Origin of the sequence: Paraburkholderia nemoris, assembly GCF_905221015.1 — a bacterium.
GTDB classification, from domain to species: domain Bacteria; phylum Pseudomonadota; class Gammaproteobacteria; order Burkholderiales; family Burkholderiaceae; genus Paraburkholderia; species Paraburkholderia nemoris.
The window spans coordinates 125,385-141,242 of record NZ_CAJNBO010000022.1; the positions used below are offsets into that span (position 1 = coordinate 125,385).

15 protein-coding genes and 2 pseudogenes are annotated in these 15,858 nt (G+C 59.5%); 5 read left to right on the forward strand and 12 right to left on the reverse strand.

Annotation, left to right across the window (positions count from 1 at the left end; genetic code table 11):
• Positions 1 to 94: 94 nt before the first annotated feature.
• Both KHO33_RS29535 and KHO33_RS29540 read right to left on the reverse strand, forming a co-directional pair.
• Positions 95 to 2,035 carry an integrase gene (locus tag KHO33_RS29535; protein ID WP_200567210.1) on the reverse strand — a complete coding sequence of 647 codons (1,941 nt, stop codon included), beginning with the start codon at positions 2,033 to 2,035 and terminating at the stop codon, positions 95 to 97.
• Positions 2,032 to 2,694, reverse strand: a complete 663-nt coding sequence (locus KHO33_RS29540) for a hypothetical protein (protein ID WP_234480771.1) — start codon at positions 2,692 to 2,694, stop codon at positions 2,032 to 2,034. The genes KHO33_RS29535 and KHO33_RS29540 overlap by 4 nt, the downstream gene beginning before the upstream one ends.
• Before the next feature lie 154 nt (positions 2,695 to 2,848).
• On the opposite strand from KHO33_RS29540, the pseudogene KHO33_RS29545 reads away from it, so the two are divergent.
• The 3 genes and pseudogenes from KHO33_RS29545 to KHO33_RS29555 all read left to right on the forward strand — a co-directional run.
• Positions 2,849 to 3,043: pseudogene (locus KHO33_RS29545) on the forward strand (tyrosine-type recombinase/integrase); the annotation flags it as partial.
• 169 nt (positions 3,044 to 3,212) lie between these two features.
• Entirely contained in the window at positions 3,213 to 3,767 is a 555-nt protein-coding gene (locus KHO33_RS29550; RefSeq protein WP_234480772.1) for a patatin-like phospholipase family protein, read from the forward strand.
• A 206-nt stretch (positions 3,768 to 3,973) separates the two neighbouring features.
• Entirely contained in the window at positions 3,974 to 4,381 is a 408-nt protein-coding gene (locus KHO33_RS29555) for a hypothetical protein (RefSeq protein ID WP_200567211.1), read from the forward strand.
• Between the two features lie 181 nt (positions 4,382 to 4,562).
• On the opposite strand, the gene KHO33_RS29560 is transcribed toward KHO33_RS29555, so the two are convergent.
• From KHO33_RS29560 to KHO33_RS29580, 5 genes are all read right to left on the reverse strand, one after another.
• The gene (locus KHO33_RS29560) at positions 4,563 to 6,305 is read right to left on the reverse strand and encodes a hypothetical protein (protein ID WP_200567212.1); all 1,743 of its coding nucleotides are present in this window, start codon (positions 6,303 to 6,305) and stop codon (positions 4,563 to 4,565) included.
• Positions 6,306 to 7,030: 725 nt separating this feature from the next.
• The gene (locus tag KHO33_RS29565) at positions 7,031 to 7,879 is read right to left on the reverse strand and encodes a hypothetical protein (protein WP_200567213.1); all 849 of its coding nucleotides are present in this window, start codon (positions 7,877 to 7,879) and stop codon (positions 7,031 to 7,033) included.
• Entirely contained in the window at positions 7,876 to 8,490 is a 615-nt protein-coding gene (locus KHO33_RS29570) for a hypothetical protein (protein ID WP_200567214.1), read from the reverse strand. Before KHO33_RS29570 ends, KHO33_RS29565 begins: the two co-directional genes overlap by 4 nt.
• Before the next feature lie 858 nt (positions 8,491 to 9,348).
• A complete protein-coding gene (locus KHO33_RS29575; RefSeq protein WP_200567215.1) occupies positions 9,349 to 9,666 on the reverse strand; it encodes a hypothetical protein in 318 nt (105 codons plus the stop codon).
• A 166-nt stretch (positions 9,667 to 9,832) separates the two neighbouring features.
• The gene (locus KHO33_RS29580; protein ID WP_200567216.1) at positions 9,833 to 9,991 is read right to left on the reverse strand and encodes a hypothetical protein; all 159 of its coding nucleotides are present in this window, start codon (positions 9,989 to 9,991) and stop codon (positions 9,833 to 9,835) included.
• A 168-nt stretch (positions 9,992 to 10,159) separates the two neighbouring features.
• On the opposite strand from KHO33_RS29580, the pseudogene KHO33_RS29585 reads away from it, so the two are divergent.
• Positions 10,160 to 10,387: pseudogene (locus tag KHO33_RS29585) on the forward strand (hypothetical protein); the annotation flags it as partial.
• A 319-nt stretch (positions 10,388 to 10,706) separates the two neighbouring features.
• Here KHO33_RS29585 and cysM read toward each other — a convergent pair.
• Both cysM and KHO33_RS29595 read right to left on the reverse strand, forming a co-directional pair.
• Positions 10,707 to 11,609 carry a cysteine synthase CysM gene (gene cysM / locus KHO33_RS29590; RefSeq protein ID WP_200567217.1) on the reverse strand — a complete coding sequence of 301 codons (903 nt, stop codon included), beginning with the start codon at positions 11,607 to 11,609 and terminating at the stop codon, positions 10,707 to 10,709.
• 72 nt (positions 11,610 to 11,681) lie between these two features.
• A complete protein-coding gene (locus KHO33_RS29595) occupies positions 11,682 to 12,164 on the reverse strand; it encodes a universal stress protein (RefSeq protein ID WP_200567218.1) in 483 nt (160 codons plus the stop codon).
• A 357-nt stretch (positions 12,165 to 12,521) separates the two neighbouring features.
• Between KHO33_RS29595 and KHO33_RS29600 the strand changes: the two genes are divergently transcribed.
• On the forward strand, positions 12,522 to 13,577 hold the full coding sequence (locus KHO33_RS29600) for an NAD(P)H-dependent flavin oxidoreductase (RefSeq protein ID WP_200567219.1): 1,056 nt from the start codon (positions 12,522 to 12,524) through the stop codon (positions 13,575 to 13,577).
• A 384-nt stretch (positions 13,578 to 13,961) separates the two neighbouring features.
• Here KHO33_RS29600 and KHO33_RS29605 read toward each other — a convergent pair whose 3' ends face one another.
• The 3 genes from KHO33_RS29605 to KHO33_RS29615 are packed head-to-tail and all read right to left on the reverse strand — an operon-like array spanning position 13,962 to position 15,621.
• On the reverse strand, positions 13,962 to 14,678 hold the full coding sequence (locus KHO33_RS29605; protein WP_200567220.1) for an RNA polymerase sigma factor: 717 nt from the start codon (positions 14,676 to 14,678) through the stop codon (positions 13,962 to 13,964).
• A 39-nt stretch (positions 14,679 to 14,717) separates the two neighbouring features.
• The gene (locus KHO33_RS29610; protein ID WP_321207343.1) at positions 14,718 to 15,095 is read right to left on the reverse strand and encodes a cupredoxin domain-containing protein; all 378 of its coding nucleotides are present in this window, start codon (positions 15,093 to 15,095) and stop codon (positions 14,718 to 14,720) included.
• Positions 15,088 to 15,621 carry a DUF4142 domain-containing protein gene (locus KHO33_RS29615; protein ID WP_200567222.1) on the reverse strand — a complete coding sequence of 178 codons (534 nt, stop codon included), beginning with the start codon at positions 15,619 to 15,621 and terminating at the stop codon, positions 15,088 to 15,090. The genes KHO33_RS29610 and KHO33_RS29615 overlap by 8 nt, the downstream gene beginning before the upstream one ends.
• Positions 15,622 to 15,858: the final 237 nt, after the last annotated feature.

Sequence of the window (15,858 nt, forward strand, 5' to 3'; positions counted from 1 at the left end):
AATTCCGCGATCGATGGCGTCGGAATGCGGTACTTGCATAGCACGACCGGATGCTGGTCGATCGGCAGAGGGCGCAACGAGTCGGTCGCCATGGTCAACGAAAGATCTGTCCTTTCCCGAGCTCGAGCAGACTCACTGCGGGGATGTCATCCGGTTTGAGCGGTGCCGCAGGGCTCGCGGCAGCATGATTCGTGTCGCGTTGCTCGATCGCGCGAGCGGCTTCTGCGACGCGAAGCGACACACGCTTGCGTTTCGAGCGGGACTTGCGTTGTTGATATTTGAGGTAGACCTCGACCGGATCGGACGACTCGTCGTACTGGATTTCCCCGAGGCGTTTCAGTCGCAGGATCTCCTGCCGAAGCCGCAGCGAATGAGGCGTCTGGTCCCAGGGTCTGGCTGCCCGGAGTGGGCCGATTTCTTCGCCGTTTTCAAGGAAGGCGCTCACGACACGCATGTCATCAGGATCGAAATAGACGCGTAGCGGTTTGCCGATCTGGCGGGAGGCTTCGCCGAGTACGCTGCTGGAATAACGCACGCCGTACAGATTGATATAAGGGCGCACGCCACGGCGCAGGTTGCCGCAGACGGCGGCATGATGGACCGGCTGAAGCAGCATCAGGTTTTGCCGATAGGGCTGGGCAAGCGTGCGCCATACCAGTCCTTTTTGCGCAAAATGCTGCATCGCCTCGATGGGCGAACGTCCTCCCAGACCGTCATGAGGGGCGCCGTTGTAATTGGCAAAGCTGACCTCGAGCAATTCGGCAAGCTCCTCGCTGCTCACGAGCAGGCTGAGGTCGCCATCCGGGTCCGACAAGCTCCGCCGCACATCCTGGGCGCTGGTGCCGGTGGTGCCGGGTAGCCGGTGCGACAGCGTGCCGCCGATCGTACCGAAGAATCGTTCGATATATGGCCGCTCGTTGGGCTCCGCATATGGCCCCGCGTCGATGTGGCTGCCGATCATGTCGCACACGGCGGCGAGCGTCTCGCCGGCGAGGTGACAGCGCGCATTGTCATAGCGCAACCAGTCCCACGTCGCGTACTCGGTCTGACGAACAGCATCGCTGACGAATTCTGCGCGCGTCTCGTATCGCAGACCGGCGATGGAAAAGGAGGCTCGCTTGCGACGAGGCTGCAGCGCATTTTGTATCGCCTTGATGACGTCGTGCCGGTTGTATTCGGCAGAAAGTGCGAGGTGCCAGCCGAGCACCGCACGCGTGCATACATCGAGGACAACCAGCAGCCATACCCGCTCGAGCTCGAAATCGCGCTCCATCCCGATGGGATCGACCATGCGGATGCGCAAACGCACATTCAGTTTGTGTCCGTCAAATTCGACGATTTCGAACGGGCGCGTCACCGCACGTCGTGGCGTTTGATCTTGCGGTGGACGAAGGGGCTGAACGTGTTGTGCGCCTGCGGCGCGCGCGGCCTGGGCGAACGTCTGGCTTGCCACCAGGCGGCGGATAGCTGCGGCCAGGCTGCGAATGCCCTGTAAATTCTGATTGAACGGGTAGTGCTTGCCTGTCAGATTCAGCTCGCGACAACGGTTGAGAAATTCCCGGTGTGTCGCACGCAGCCCTCGCAGTTCGCCGCGTGCGCCGAAGTAAAGCCTATGCAGCTCTATTTGTCGTTGCAGGAACTCTCCGAGCACTTCATACCGCTCGAGTAGTTGCGCCATCGCTCCAGCAGCCCCGCCACGTTTGCCGGGGGTGCTCGGTTGGGTGGGCTTGGTGCGGATATAGTTTCGCGTGTGAACGTGAGGCACCAGCGCACGGAAACCATAGATGCGACCGTCCGCATGCGTTGCAACGCAACGCGCAAGCAACTGGTAAAGTTGCCCGCGCCGAATGCCGGTTGCGCTTTCAATCAGCGCCAGGCTTTGGCCCTCGATGTAGCGGCGGATCGCCTGCTCGCGCCGCGAAAACGGTGCGCGACGTGACTCCGGCAATGCAGAAGCGTCGACGGTTGGCCAACAGTGCAGGTCACGCAGCTCAGGCGCAAGCGTCTCCCGTGTGACGGACGTAGTGCTTTTCACCGCGCGCCCTCGGTTGTGGCGACTTGCACGAAGCGGGTATGCATGCTGAGCGCATCAGTGCGCAGATCCGGGCTCGTAAGCCGACCACGGCGCGTCAAATCGAAGACGGCGGAGCGGGTCAGAATGGGATCGGCCGGAAGCGCATCGCGCTCGATGGCGTACAGCGGCTTCGGGGAGGCAAGACGCTGTTCGATGCGATCAAGGAGCTCATGCGTGAGGAACCGTACGTTGCTCGTGACATACGGCAACATGCGCAGCCAGTTATCGATCCACTGGCGATGAGATTTCAACGCTTCCGCAGTCACGGCCGTGACCGGTAATGGATCAAGGATCTCATACACGCTCTCGTCGACGGCACCCAGGGGAGTCGCGTTCAGGACCACAAACTCGTTCTTCCCATCCTTATCCAGAACGAAATCCGCGATGCGCGGTTTCTGATCAACAAGAATGAAGCCCGGGTACTCGCAGAACGTAAGAATCGCAGCATGCGATTCGATCATGGCCCAGAAGTCGATGGCGCTGTCGGAGTATAGGGAAAGGCGTCGGGAAAGTTTTGGGCTCCAGACCTGGAAGTGATGCATCCACTTCGAGCGCTGAATGGCGATCGGGCGGAAAGCAAACTGCTGTACGGGATCGAGCGACCGGCTGTTCTCCACCATCTCCTCGCGAAGTCACGGTTTTACTTTTCTTCATTCATAAGATTGAAGTTTAGTTCGCATTGGTGGAAAGTAAAGTCCGGTGCAACGACAAGACGAATTACCGAATTACGGGCCTATAAATTAGGGCGCGATGTCCCAACTTCACTTCGTGGGACGGCTCGCGAACACCTCCGCGCACGCGTTCCGGCACACCTTCGGCACCCGCGCGGTCGCACGCGACATGCCGGTCGACGTGGTACAGGCGATTCTCGGCCACGCGTCGCTGCAGACGACCTCGATCTATGTGCGCGCCGAGCAGCAGCGCATGCTCGAGGCGGCCGCGCAGTATTACGCCGCGGATGACGAGTGACGGCGGAGGGTACGAAAAAGGTGCCGGTTGCCTGCCAGCAACGGCCTTCGCCGCATCGACGTGGCCGGCAAACGCGCGCAGGGCGTGCGGTCGCCCCACGACCGCACGAGGCCCAGGAACCAGGGGTGCGGCTGAGCGGCTGAACGTCTATCCTTCAGGGAGTTTGCTGATGTCCCGAACAACGTCGGCGAAGCAGGACAGCCAGTCGGGGGAACCGAAAATGCCGGATACCGGACCGAAACGGACGATAGGCCTGGCCCTTCAGGGTGGCGGAGCCCACGCCGCTTTCACGTGGGGCGTACTGGATCGCCTGCTGGATGAAGTGGGGAAAGGCCGGTTGTTTATCAGGGCGATCAGCGGCACCAGCGGAGGTGCGTTGAACGGCGCGGCCTGCGCCTATGGTTTGCGTGACAATGCGGCACAGGCGAAGCGATTGCTCGGGCAACTCTGGAACGCCGTCGGCGCCCGGTCGTCCTGGTTCCCGTCCCTTTTCAACTCGCCGGCCGCAGAGCTGGACGTGCCGCGGCGATGGAACGTTGACGCCAACCTGTTCGTGATCGCACAAGGTGTGCTTCAACAGATCAGCTCGCCGTACCTGACCCCCTGGCTACAGGATCCCATCGGCTCGATCATGGAGCAGGTCATTCCTGATTTCGGCCGGCTCAACCAGCAATCGCGGCCGGAGTGGCCTTGTAAGTTGCTGGAGCACAGGTCATCTTTTTAGTAGCAACCTTCAGGCTCGTCTCGTTCAGGCAGCCACCTTAGTGCGGCCAGCTCCTGCGGAAACACGCCATGCTCACAGCACCAGGAATTCCGGGCCGTCTCGTCCATCGCCGCCGTGCTCAACACCGCGTCGAACGGGGCGGCATGCTGTCCATGCCCCCTCGCGAGCGGGCAACTATGCAAACCTCGCCGACCGGGAGATCCGCCATGACTGACCGGGCTCCCATGACCGCCGCTGAGCCGCTCCCGAAAGAGCTCATTTGCCGTATCGACATGGCCGCGGGCCTGTTTGCCAGCGCTGCTCAGTCGTTTTCTGACCTGTCTGCGGTGTTTGAGGCGATCCGAGCAGCGGCGCCCGCCGGCTCCCTTGCCGCGCGGCTCGCCCAGCTCGGTATCAACAACTGCGAAACGGGCGACAGCGATTTCACCGAGTACAGCACGGATTTCAGCGCCCATACCGAGAGCTACTCGGCCCCACTGCATAACCTTCAGATTCGGGGCACCGTCGCGCCGAATGCGGTGAGCGCAGCCGGATCGATCGTGGCACCGCCTATCACCACTTGGGCAGCGCCAAACAAACCTGCATGGGATCGTTTCGATTTCCCCCCGATCTGAAACAAAAACGCCTCATAATGAGGCGTTTTGTTCGTAACAATCCATGCGTCGTGGGTCAACCGTCGTTGTTAGGCCAAGTGAGGGTCATGAGAGGGCTCCTTTGTTGTTGGTGGGTGTATGGATTGCATTTAATAATCGAACGCTCTGCGCGTCAAGCAGAAAACGCACATTATTACAATAATTACAGCGTTTTGCCGGTCATCAGGACTTTGAGCACTCGCTCTTGAATCACGCGCGCTATTGTGTCTGCCACGTCTGTGGCCGCTGCCAGAGCGCTGACCACGCGGGGCGCGAGTGCCAAAGCTTCGTCCTTCTTCTCGCTGAAAATGTAGAGCTGCAACAGCGTGTCGAGTAGCATTGCGTCCGCGTTGGGCGACGCCGCGGCCTGCTCGATTGGCGCAAGGTATGTCGGCAGCGCCGCTCGCAGTGCCCCAGCGAATCCGTCCTCATTTTCTATAGCTAGATACTCTACGGCGTAGAACGCCAGATTGTTCGCTAGGTCCGCGTTATCCGGGCTGAGGTCGTAAGCAGCCAGCGTGATTTCATACGCTTTCCGGTAGAGCGTCAGCTTCTCGTGAACGTTGCTCGGATCGGTCCGGAACGCCCCTTTCTCCCAGTATTGGTATCCGAGAAGTTTCGGGAGAACTCTGGAGATGTGCGTATAGTCAGGCAGCGGCAGATTGTCTTCCCAGCTTTGTCGACCCCGGCTCTTTTCAGCGAACCGTTCGACTTCCTGCAAAACGTCTTCGAAAAGTCGAATCGAATCATCGACCTTGCCGAGCTTTGAATACGCCTGTCCGAGCCGGAATTTTACCAGCGGATAGGTGGGATATTTTTCGGCAAGATCCAGATAAATTCCCACTGCGCTCTCAATGCTTGCGGTCAGATTTGTCGAGAGGAGGCAAAACGCAGAGTTCAACGTTACGTAATACCAGTAGAGCCCCAGACCGTCGCCAGTCAAGTCGGTTTCGCTTTGCTGGGCGATCGACGCGAAATGTTGATAGGCATCGAGATAGCACTGCGCGCGCTCCTGTTTGCTTTGGCTCCCGGATCCGCACTTATCCCTGAGAGTTCTTCCCGCCGCATATCGCTCGATATATTCCTTAGCGACGCCCAACTGCTCAAACCGGCGCAACACGTCTTCGTCCGACTCGACAGAAAGAATCTTGCCAGCCTTCGTGCTCACGCTCGGGTACTCGGAACACATTTCCTTGATAGTGTCGGCATACGAAGCACAGGCGTCGGTGAACTGCTTGAGAACCCGGAGATGCGGCCCGACGTGCGCTTGATTTTCCGCGAGCGTCAATTCTTTGCCGGAACGCGCGAGGTAGCCATACTTGTGGTCGATCTCGCCCCAAGCATCCTCGAAAACGGTCCGGATTTGGATCTCGATGGGTAAGTGATAGCTCGGACTGATCTCTTGACAATTGGAGACGTTCGGCGACACACGGCAGACAATGTGGATACTCGAGTAGCCTTCTTTCGAAGATTGCATTGAGAACTGGACTTGTCTCTGATCCAGCGTTTCCTTGAGAAGCAAATTAAACGGTGAACTGTCGATCTCGTTGCTGTAAACGATGACCTCCTCAAGGCTGCCCTTCTTTACGGGGTTCGGCATGATTTCGGCATCGTGGCTAATGATGTCGAGCACCATGGTCATGATTTTCGGCAAGTCCATGCGGAAAAGGGCTATTAGTCGGATACCGATGACATCAGTAATCGACTCCAGCCGGTAGTCAGTTTTAGTCTCGCGTTTTCTTCCTACTTTCTCCACCAGCCGGTTCTCAGGTTTTACGCGCGCGCGAACGGCGTAACACTCACGCTCGATGCCCGTATCGGCGATGGCTCCCCTTATACGGCCAAGCACTTCTCTGGCCCTATTTTCTATCCGTAGTGCTTTGGTCTCAAGAGCTTCGTTATTCATTTGAATGTCGTTTTTGCCTCGCGTACTGCGCTCATTTATAAAGTGTCATGCAATGTACTCGGAACCACACTCCACCGCCACGGAGGATGTGGGCGTTATTCTACCGGCGAGGACACAATAAATCGTTTCCCGCTCGCGGGGTGGCACCGATTGCCCAGCAAGCTGCAGCCGCAACGCTTCACCCGGTCTTCCGCAAAACAACCACAGATAATTGTCGGCGCGCGCTTGGGTAATCACCGAAGAATGTTACCCAAATCTGTTACCCGGGCGATAGGGTAACAAGCCGGGTAACAGTGCCGAACCGTAGCGGACAATGCTCTGGCCTAATCTGTTACCTGTTACCCAAATTGGAAAAGTCCACGCGCGCTGGAAATTCAAGGGACTTCATCTCCGCCTCGATGCGCCATCGATTCTAGGACCCACTAGGATCCGCGCAGCACGACCACGTTCTCGCTAGCCCATCGCCAGAACGTCGAATGGCATAGGTCGCCAATCTGATCGACCGACATTGAACCGCGGCGGATCGTTTCCCCGTTCACGGTGACACTATCGAAAAGTACGTTCGGCTCGATGTTTTGGCAGTCAGCCTTGCTAATCCCGTGCACGGTAGTCTTATAGCCGGCACCGGGCGCACCGTTGACGTCGTCGGGAGCAAATGACAGTTTTGAACGATCGAGCGAACCCGTAAATGTCAAAGAGAGTGAACCAAACCGTGGGTGGTCAATTCACGCCGCTCGGCGCGCACTTGGCGAGTTTGCAGCTGCAGAAGTCCTGGTCAACACGGCAAGTTTCTTAACCGAGAGTTCTTCGTTGAGAACAGCAACTCTGACCTGTGCCAGACAGTGCGCTCCCTCGTCCGTCCATCGCATTTGTTGCTTCTTCGCCATGCGATGGCTGACCACCAGGTTCACCGCGGACTCGGCAATGCTGCTGCTGATCGGTAGCCCCTTGTGATAGCGCATGCCATAGTTCGCGAGCGTACCGGCGTTGTTATCGATGTAGAAGTACAGGCGGCGCAGGTTCCAGTATAACGTCGAGTGCTCATAGCCTTCCTTCGCCAACAGCGTGGCATCCAATGCCTTGATGCGGGACACCGATTGTCGGCCCTTTCCATGCCAAACCCGCCACTTGGCGTGATCGATCTCTGTCTCTACAGCGATTCGCTCGTGGGGCTCCATCGTCTGGCTTCCTGACACCGAGTTCCTGGCAGCCTTGAACTTCATCGCGATGTGAAACCAGTCAAGGATCCTTCCCCTGGCGAGCTGGCTGCCGTCCACAGCCTTGCCGAATTCGCCAGCGTCATCGCTGATCACGGTGACCCGCTCGTCTGGAGCCACGCCGCTTGCAAAGAGAAATTGGTCCAACCGCGCGGCCGCCGATGGCACCTGCTTATGCACGTACGCGTAGAGACGCGGGGTGCGATCAGCAAGAGTTGCACGGCCCGCAACGATGTTGACATGTCGGTCCCGCGTCAACTTCTGCGCCCAAGGCGATTTCAGCTCCGCAAGGTCGCGCGCCGCCTTGCGGCTCTTTGGGCTGCTGTTAAAGCCCAGCCACGCCGAGTCGACGCTCACGCAGCCGACGGTGGTCGATTCGCGAGCCTGCTCTGCGCTGACCGCTTTGGTCCAGACGCGATATCGCGCTCGATCTGCGCGTCCGAAGCGCTACCGACGGCGAGGATCCGACGGCGAGTACTACCGAAGGAAATCCCTTTGTCCAGCGGAAGGACCTCTCGAAGCAGCTCAGTGGCCTGACGGTAGGGTAGATGGGCGGCCCACCTGGCCTGCAGGTACTCCAATTCCGGCGTCACACGCTGGTCAACGGCCTTGCACAGCGGACTCACGGAGCGGCGCGGTTGCCCTTGCTTTGCCGCGCAGCTGCACGCCCACAGCCTCGGACTCGGCACGTCGATCTTGCCAAACACGGTTCGCAGCACGATCGACCGGGCGTCCTTGTGCGCCAGCATCGAGCCACAACGGTGGCAAGCCAATTGGCTCTCCATCCACCCGGCAGTCTGCTCTGACACCAGTAACGATTGAACCTCGGCGAGCAAGGCGCGGCCTTCGGCAAGTGTGAGTCCCAGGTCAGCGACGCTCCGGTCCTTTCGTTCCACAACAGCAACGGTCGTCGCTTCAGTCTCACTCGTTTCCCCACCCTCCAGGCGGGCCTCGATGATCAGTCGCATAGCAACTCCGATCGGTTGGCAACGTCGCCAGCGTAGCTGATACAGCGAGCGTGCCGGGCGGGCTTGCTGGGCCCTCTTCGTTAGAAACTTCGCAGATTCCGAGCGCCGCATCCCATCGGGTCAGGCGCCGTCGCGCCGTCTATGACGGCGGTCAAGTCAACGGAAATGGCCTCCCACGGTTTGGTTCACTCTCATAAGAATTGACGCAAAGTTGACCAGCGCTGCGCGCTGCGCCTTATAAAATGGTCTTTGGAGGGGGACGACTTTGTGTCATTTGACAACAGCCCGCGGGGAAAACGAGCCAACGTGACGGCATCGCGAGCGCAAGATTCGGCCTCGCGAAGGCACTTTATAAGGTCGGCACCGCCGAACCCGTTGAACCGGCGAGTTCCCTTCAGGACCAGCTTCATCAACGAAGCGCCAAAACACCGGCATGTGAGTACGCAGGCCCGCAGCGCAGTTCAGCCGCTTGCTTTCGAAGCCGATGACGCTGCCAGGCACCGCAGTGAGGACCAGTCGCGACAATAGCTCGAGGTCGCTGATCATCGCTGCACCCCTTTCCCTCAAGCCGCTGGCCCGGCCAACGTCACAGCAACAGGTCGCCGTGCTCTTTCTCGAAATTTTAACCGTCCACGTCGCTAACTATCGGCCGTCAGGAGCATGCGGAGTTTCCTCGGCATGGCTCACGGCGTCATGATAAAACGTCGATGCAATGCCGCGCGCAATCACTGATCTGCTCCAGTCCTGTCGATACAGCGGGCGACATCTCCAATGGACCGATCGGGCGCAGATCGGCTGCACCGCGTGAAGTCCGTCACGAGGATCACGTCAGTCCAGGGCGGCGGTTGATGCAATCGCTCACGCCCCGGGATCAGCCTCACCGCTCACGTTGGGAAGCGGTGCCTGTGCAGCGTGGAACGAAGCCGCCACAACCCACGGAAGGATACTCAGTCGCCTGGCAATTTTGGCCAGGTCTTCGGGTGACACCGACTCGAACGTGACCGTCATTTCGTCGATGTTGTGTTTCTCGTTGTGGCGAAGTCGGGTCCGTTTCCCCTGCGAGGCGTGCTGTCCCAAAGCCTGCCAGACCGGAACGATCCTCAGTTGACCCGCGGCAGCCCGCACCGTGATGCTCGACGGGTTGGCATCAGTTGGATGCTTGTCTGGATATGTCATTGCAGTGATCATTAGGTCGACGGTTGCCCGTTGCCTTGTTGCAGTGGTTGCCCGCGCATGGCGCCGGCAATTTGTGGATCGCTTGTCACGTCTGCTGCGGGGCGACATCGGCCTGGATCATCGTTTCTTGCAGACACGAACGCGCGCCGGCAGACGGGCGACGCTGTCAACGCCGACGCCGCATCACGTCCCAGCAGTGACGATGATCCATCCGCCTGAGCAGTCGCTCCCGCAGATGTTCGCGGCGATAGTGGCCCATGACCAGCATCGCTGCGATTGCGAGCACAAACGAACCGACAATTACGCCCATCCAGGATTCGATCATGGCGAACTCCTTTCTGCCTGCGACTGTCCATTAAAAGTTCAGAGTAGGCGGCGACAACCGGCAATCGAGATACATCATCGCGCATTCTTCAGTGCATCGACAATGCCGTCCAGTTTCGTCAACAACACCGTATGCTCCTAAAGGCGCACGTACGGTTCAAGGGGGCCGTACCGCAGCAATGCGGTACGGCTACCCGACCAGGACCATCGTGCCGTCAAGCGCATCATCAACCCCATGATGGGCTTCAAGGATTTCCGGTGCGCCCGCATCATTCTGTCCGGCATCGAAGTGATGAATATGATCAGAAAAGGGCAAATGAAGGACGCCACCATCGTGCGAACAGCGGCTGCCCAGTTCTATTCTCTGATGGTGCAAGGAATCCTTGCCACAGAATAAATTTTCGTCTGGTCGACCTTATCGCGACTCAATCGATTTGAGCGCTGTCAGTCCACATCTCCGTTGATTCAAAGCGGGATATCGATTGAGCATGCTCTCCCCGCCTCCCTGAATGGTGAAGACAGGGAGCCGGCCGTACGACATCCGAGCGAATTGCCCGGCATCGGCGCCCGCGATCGATAGACGTAATTCATGCGGAGTCACATTCCGCGTTGGCAACTGCATTCACACGTTGAATGGATCGCTCGTGCTGTCGTTTCCCTCCTGCGCCAGACGCAACAGGTTGCAGGAAACACCAGATCAGCCCTCGTGATGTCCATCACGCTGGAAATGCGCCTGTCGACAGGTAACGATCGCCCCGATCACAAATAACGAACACTATCGTAGCGTTCTCAACTTCCCGAGCAATGCGCAATGCCACAGCGCATGCGCCACCCGCCGAAATTCCGCAGAAAATCCCCTCGATCGCCGCAAGACGGCGGGCTGCGGCTTCAGCCGTCGTCTGACCTACCGACTCGGTCCGATCGATCCGCGTTGGCTCAAAGAATGCCGGCAAATATCCGTCAGCCCATTTGCGTATGCCAGCAATCCGCGAGCCCTCTTCAGGTTGCACTCCAACGATCTGAACGGTGGAATTCTGTTCCTTCAGAAACCGGCTTACGCCCATGATGGTGCCGGTAGTCCCCATGGCCGAAACGAAATGAGTGACGCGTCCCCGCGTTTCACGCCAGATCTCGGGACCGGTATCTTTGTAATGTGCGAGTGGGTTGTCGGGGTTGGAGAACTGATCGAGAACGATGCCCCGGCCTTCCCGTTCCATCTGCGCAGCGATGTCTCGCGCGCACTCCATACCGCCCCTGGCCGGCGTCAGAATGATTTCGGCGCCATACGCTGCCATGCTGCGGCACCGTTCCACGGAGACATCCTCTGGCATGAGCAGTACCATCCGGTAGCCGCGCAGCGCGGCCACCATGGCGAGCGCGATGCCAGTGTTGCCACTGGTCGCTTCGATCAGCACGTCGCCGGGCTGTATGCGTCCGCGATGTTCGGCTCCCCTGATCATGGACAGCGCCGCTCGATCCTTGACCGAACCCGCGGGGTTGTTACCCTCCAGCTTGCCGAGGATGATGTTGTTGCGCGCCCGGATCGTTTCATCTGGAAGACGAACGAGTTCGACTAGCGAGGTGTTGCCAATGACGGCTTCAATGGATCTGTAGGTCATGTTCCAGAGTATTGGCACGGTGTGAAAACCACGGCTGTCGGATCGTTTGGCTACGAGCTTTTCTCGATGCCCTTATGCACGTACGGACAGTCTCTCTACCTGCTCTTGAGCATCCGCGTTCTCCGGGTCCATAGCGACCAGTACTGCGCAGGAAACCCTGTCCAGCAGCAATCCGTCGTTCTTGCCGCTCCACCATCGCCGGACGAGGCCGCTCCGGCGATGCCCCACGACAATCAGATCGGCTTTCAACTCACGGGCAAAAAACGGGATATGGTCCAGCGGGTCGCCAATCGCGAAATGGGGCGCTGCGATGACTCCGCGCGCAGCGAGTGTCTCGATTCCGTCGCGGAGTATTTCCCTCGCAGACTGCTCCAACGCATCGAACGGGACGGCAGACGCAATGTCGGCCCCCTGCGTCCACGCCAGGCTATTCAGAACGGCAAGCAGGTGCGTTTCCGCCTTGAGCTGTTCCGCTAATGAGGCGCCATGACGCAACGCCCGCCGCCCTTCACGGGTTGCGTCATAACACAAAAGGATGCGCCCGAATGCAGACATATCGTCACTTGCTCCGATTCGAGAAGCCCCCGCTATCCAGCAGCCGGACGGTGGATGCGCAACCGTTCGAATGGCCGTCGCTCACGAGCGCAGCAGCACAACGATGGAGATCACATCGCGTCGAAATCATTATATATCACTTTGTGATGTATTTGCACCTTACTCAGACTGCCTGGCTGGTTCGAGCAGGAGCGGGATAGGTCCATTTCCCGAAATAATCATGTCATGATATGAAGCGACGGAAGCTGTTCCAGGATTACACGGATGGCCGTGCCCGTCACCGGACTGGTGAGCGTTTGCGTAAGTAAATGCGTCGATTTCCTGGGCGGTTCCATCCGCAATTGAAGAGGTAATCCGATGGCTATCGATATGACGTCGTTTGCTACGCCGCTGACCCGGCTGCTGGGGTGCCGGTATCCCGTCATCTCGGCGGGAATGGGCGGTCCAGCGCGTGCCGGGCTTGCAGCGGCCGTTTCCCATGCCGGCGGATTTGGCCTGCTGGGTATGGTGCGCGAGTCGCCTGAGTTGATCTCCCGCGAGATTGCTGCGGTGCGAGCCGCCACGGATCAGCCGTTCGGCGTCAATCTGATTCCATCCGCCACGGACTCAAGCCTCCTCGCGGCAGAACTCGATGTCTGTCTGGCCGCCCGTGTTCCCGCGATATGTTTCTTCTGGGACGTCGTACCCGACGTGGTCGCGCGAGCGAAAGATGCCGGCGTGCTGGTGCTCTATCAGGTCGGTTCACTCGAGGGCGCACTCGCGGCTGAACAGGCGGGGGCCGATGTCGTGATTGCACAGGGTATTGAAGCAGGCGGCCATGTGCGGGGGCGTACGGGGATCCTGACTTTACTTCCAGAAATTGTAAGGCACGTGCGTATCCCGGTTGTCGCGTCGGGCGGGTTCGCGACAGGCGCAGGCCTCGTGGCGGCGCTCGCGCTCGGTGCGGCAGGAATTCACTGCGGTACGCTTTTTCTCGCAACGCATGAGTCTTTCGCGCATGACTATCACAAGCAGCGCATTCTCGCCGCCCAGGCTGGGGATACGGTCTATACCGATCTGTTCGCGATCAACTGGCCGCCTCACTCGCCCGTGCGCGTTCTGGCAAACAGCGTGACCGGGAAAGCTGGAAATAACCTGTTCGGACACCACCCGGACAGGCTGCCGCGCGATGTGATCGCCTGCGACGACGGGCGACCGATTTACCGGTTTAGCACCGATTCGCCATTGCGCAGCACGGCGGGAGATCTTGAGCAGATGGCGCTCTATGCCGGCGAATCGGCGGCGCTCGTCGATCAGGTCTCCAGCGCCGCCGAGGTCATCGAGCGACTGTTGAATGAGGCCATAGATGCCTCATCGCGGATCGCGCCGTTATGTGAGCATGGACCGTCTCAGTCGAAGACGATCGCCGAATAGCGCCCGTGTGGCGACGTTTATCTGCCAGGGCCGGTCTCTTCGACGCAACTCAGCACGAGTCGACTGCCCGGCCCTGCTTCAGCGCTGAGCGTGGCGGTGTGGAATTCGGTATCGGTGCATCGCCATTCGACACGAAAGTCCTTGCGACAGTCTTTGGATGGCGCACCCGTGGGAGCCTTGCGCAGGATGTACGGGCAGGTCTGCAGTCCATCACACTGACGCGCGAGGTCATGCGTCGCGTCGCCTCGCGGCATTCGGCAGTTCGTGCCATAGGTCCCCGCCAGGATCCTGATCGCCCGCGTTTCCGCGCTCGAGTTTGCTGCCATGGCGAGGATGCCTGCTATCGCCCAGACACTGCAAAAGGCGCGGACGACGAGGGGCGGTCTAACTCGACGGTGCGCAACTGTCCTGGTCATCCGCGCCCGCTATCCGCGACAGTACGTTGGCGACCACCCGGTCGCAGTGAGTGCCGCCGAATTCAAATACGTCGCGCTCGGCGAGATCGATCTCGTGCGCCAATGACTCGCGCAACAGGCTCCTGGCGCGGAAATGCCGGCTGCGCACGGTCGCTTCCGGGATGTCGAGACATTGTGCGGTCTCCTCGACGCTCAATTCCTCGACCGAACGCAGCACAAATACAACGCGAAAGACTTCCGGTAGTTCATCCAGCTTGCGCTCGAGCAAAGCTCGCAGTTCGGTGCGTGCCAACGTCTTGTCTGGGGAATCGGAATCTCGCGCGGTCATGGCATCGATATCGACGTGCATGTTCGCGTCTACCATCGGAATCACGTTCTGACGGCGTGCTTCCCGGCGCAGGCGTCCATAGCATTCGTTGAGTACCAGTCGAGTCAGCCAGGTGAGAAGCGTGGCCTCGCCACGAAACCGTGCGATCGATCGGTAGGCTGACAGATACGCCGCCTGCAATGCATCTTCTGCTTCCGCTCCATCACGCAACGTGGCGCGCGCCAGACGATACAGCCGCCGGTTGTGCCGGCGCATCAGCAATTCGAATGCCGATCGGTCTCCTGCGACGATGCGGCGGACTACCTCGCGTTTGTCGTCTGCGGCAAACGTTGCATGTGCTTCAGCGATGTCCGTCATGACTGCCTCGCCAGGTCACCCTCACTCATGGCCCATCTTTCATTGCACGACCAGTGTGCCACGCATCGTGGTGTGGAGGGTGCACAGATACGGGTAGCGGCCGGTCTGGCGCGCCACGTAGCTCCACGATGTGTTCGGCGAGATTTCGCGTGAATCGAACGCTTTCGACGGTGCAGTCGCCGTATGGGGAAACAGATCCTTGTTCACCCACGTCACGCGATCTCCACGGTGCACCGTGAGCACCGGCGGATTGAAGCGCATCTGCGCGATGACGATCACGTACGTTCTGTCCGCAGCCTCGGAGACGCTGACCAGCGACGTCGCCATGATCGCAACGAAAGCGCAGGCAAGGACCCAGCCGCCGGTGCATGGCGTGCCTCGGCGCTGCCCGCCTGCGCAAAGTGTCGGATTACCCACCGCTGTTGCCCAGTTCCGCCTGCAGATGCTTCGCGTGCTCAAGATGCGCGACAAACGCCGGACGCACCTTGACGAGAAGTGCCTTCAGTTCGGCGTTCTGCGCATCGGGAATCAGCGTTTTGTCCAGCGCGCCGAGAACGCTCTCGTGATAGGTCACTTCGTGGTCGATATACGCCCGGTCGAACGCCGCGCCCTTGAGCGTTTTAAGGTTGGCGAGGTTCGCATCGCCGCCTTGCTTGAGGCTCTGGCTCGTCGGATTGTCTTCCGGCGTCACGCCCAGCTTGTGAACCAGATCGGTTGCCGCCTTGTTGACGCCGCTGTGATCGGTGACCATGCGCTGTGCGAATGCTTTAACGTCCTTCGACTTCGTTTTCGATTCCGCGAGCTTGCCGGCGTCGATGTCCACCTGATTGGCGGTCACGACGATGGCGGCGATCTGAGGGTCGGTGGGGGCGGCACTCTGTGCCCAGCAAGGGAGGCTGGCACACGTGAGTGCGCCGAACAGTGCTGCGGTGATCATTTTCATGTTGCGTCTCCTGAATAATGATGGTCAGTCCGAATTTGTCCGTGCGCGATCTGCCGGCAATTCGATCTTGAATGCGGAGTTGGATGTCACGTGTGCGAATCACGTTCCCGGGCATGGCCGGCGAGGCGCGTTTCCTTGACACGGTGGCGCGGCAGCCATGAGGAGCGCGACATGGCTGCGCAGCGTTGGGACGATATTGTCTGGGGAATGGATGCTGAATCAGCGGGGAAAGCAGGA

Bases quoted from the DNA above. Each gene is read 5' to 3' on its own strand.
- KHO33_RS29540 (WP_234480771.1), bottom strand. From the start codon at position 2,694: ATGGTGGAGAACAGCCGGTCGCTCGATCCCGTACAGCAGTTTGCTTTC.
- KHO33_RS29550 (WP_234480772.1), top strand. From the start codon at position 3,213: ATGTCCCGAACAACGTCGGCGAAGCAGGACAGCCAGTCGGGGGAACCG.
- KHO33_RS29555 (WP_200567211.1), top strand. From the start codon at position 3,974: ATGACTGACCGGGCTCCCATGACCGCCGCTGAGCCGCTCCCGAAAGAG.
- KHO33_RS29560 (WP_200567212.1), bottom strand. From the start codon at position 6,305: ATGAATAACGAAGCTCTTGAGACCAAAGCACTACGGATAGAAAATAGG.
- KHO33_RS29570 (WP_200567214.1), bottom strand. From the start codon at position 8,490: ATGCGACTGATCATCGAGGCCCGCCTGGAGGGTGGGGAAACGAGTGAG.
- KHO33_RS29575 (WP_200567215.1), bottom strand. From the start codon at position 9,666: ATGACATATCCAGACAAGCATCCAACTGATGCCAACCCGTCGAGCATC.
- KHO33_RS29580 (WP_200567216.1), bottom strand. From the start codon at position 9,991: ATGATCGAATCCTGGATGGGCGTAATTGTCGGTTCGTTTGTGCTCGCA.
- cysM (WP_200567217.1), bottom strand. From the start codon at position 11,609: ATGACCTACAGATCCATTGAAGCCGTCATTGGCAACACCTCGCTAGTC.
- KHO33_RS29595 (WP_200567218.1), bottom strand. From the start codon at position 12,164: ATGTCTGCATTCGGGCGCATCCTTTTGTGTTATGACGCAACCCGTGAA.
- KHO33_RS29600 (WP_200567219.1), top strand. From the start codon at position 12,522: ATGGCTATCGATATGACGTCGTTTGCTACGCCGCTGACCCGGCTGCTG.
- KHO33_RS29605 (WP_200567220.1), bottom strand. From the start codon at position 14,678: ATGACGGACATCGCTGAAGCACATGCAACGTTTGCCGCAGACGACAAA.
- KHO33_RS29615 (WP_200567222.1), bottom strand. From the start codon at position 15,621: ATGAAAATGATCACCGCAGCACTGTTCGGCGCACTCACGTGTGCCAGC.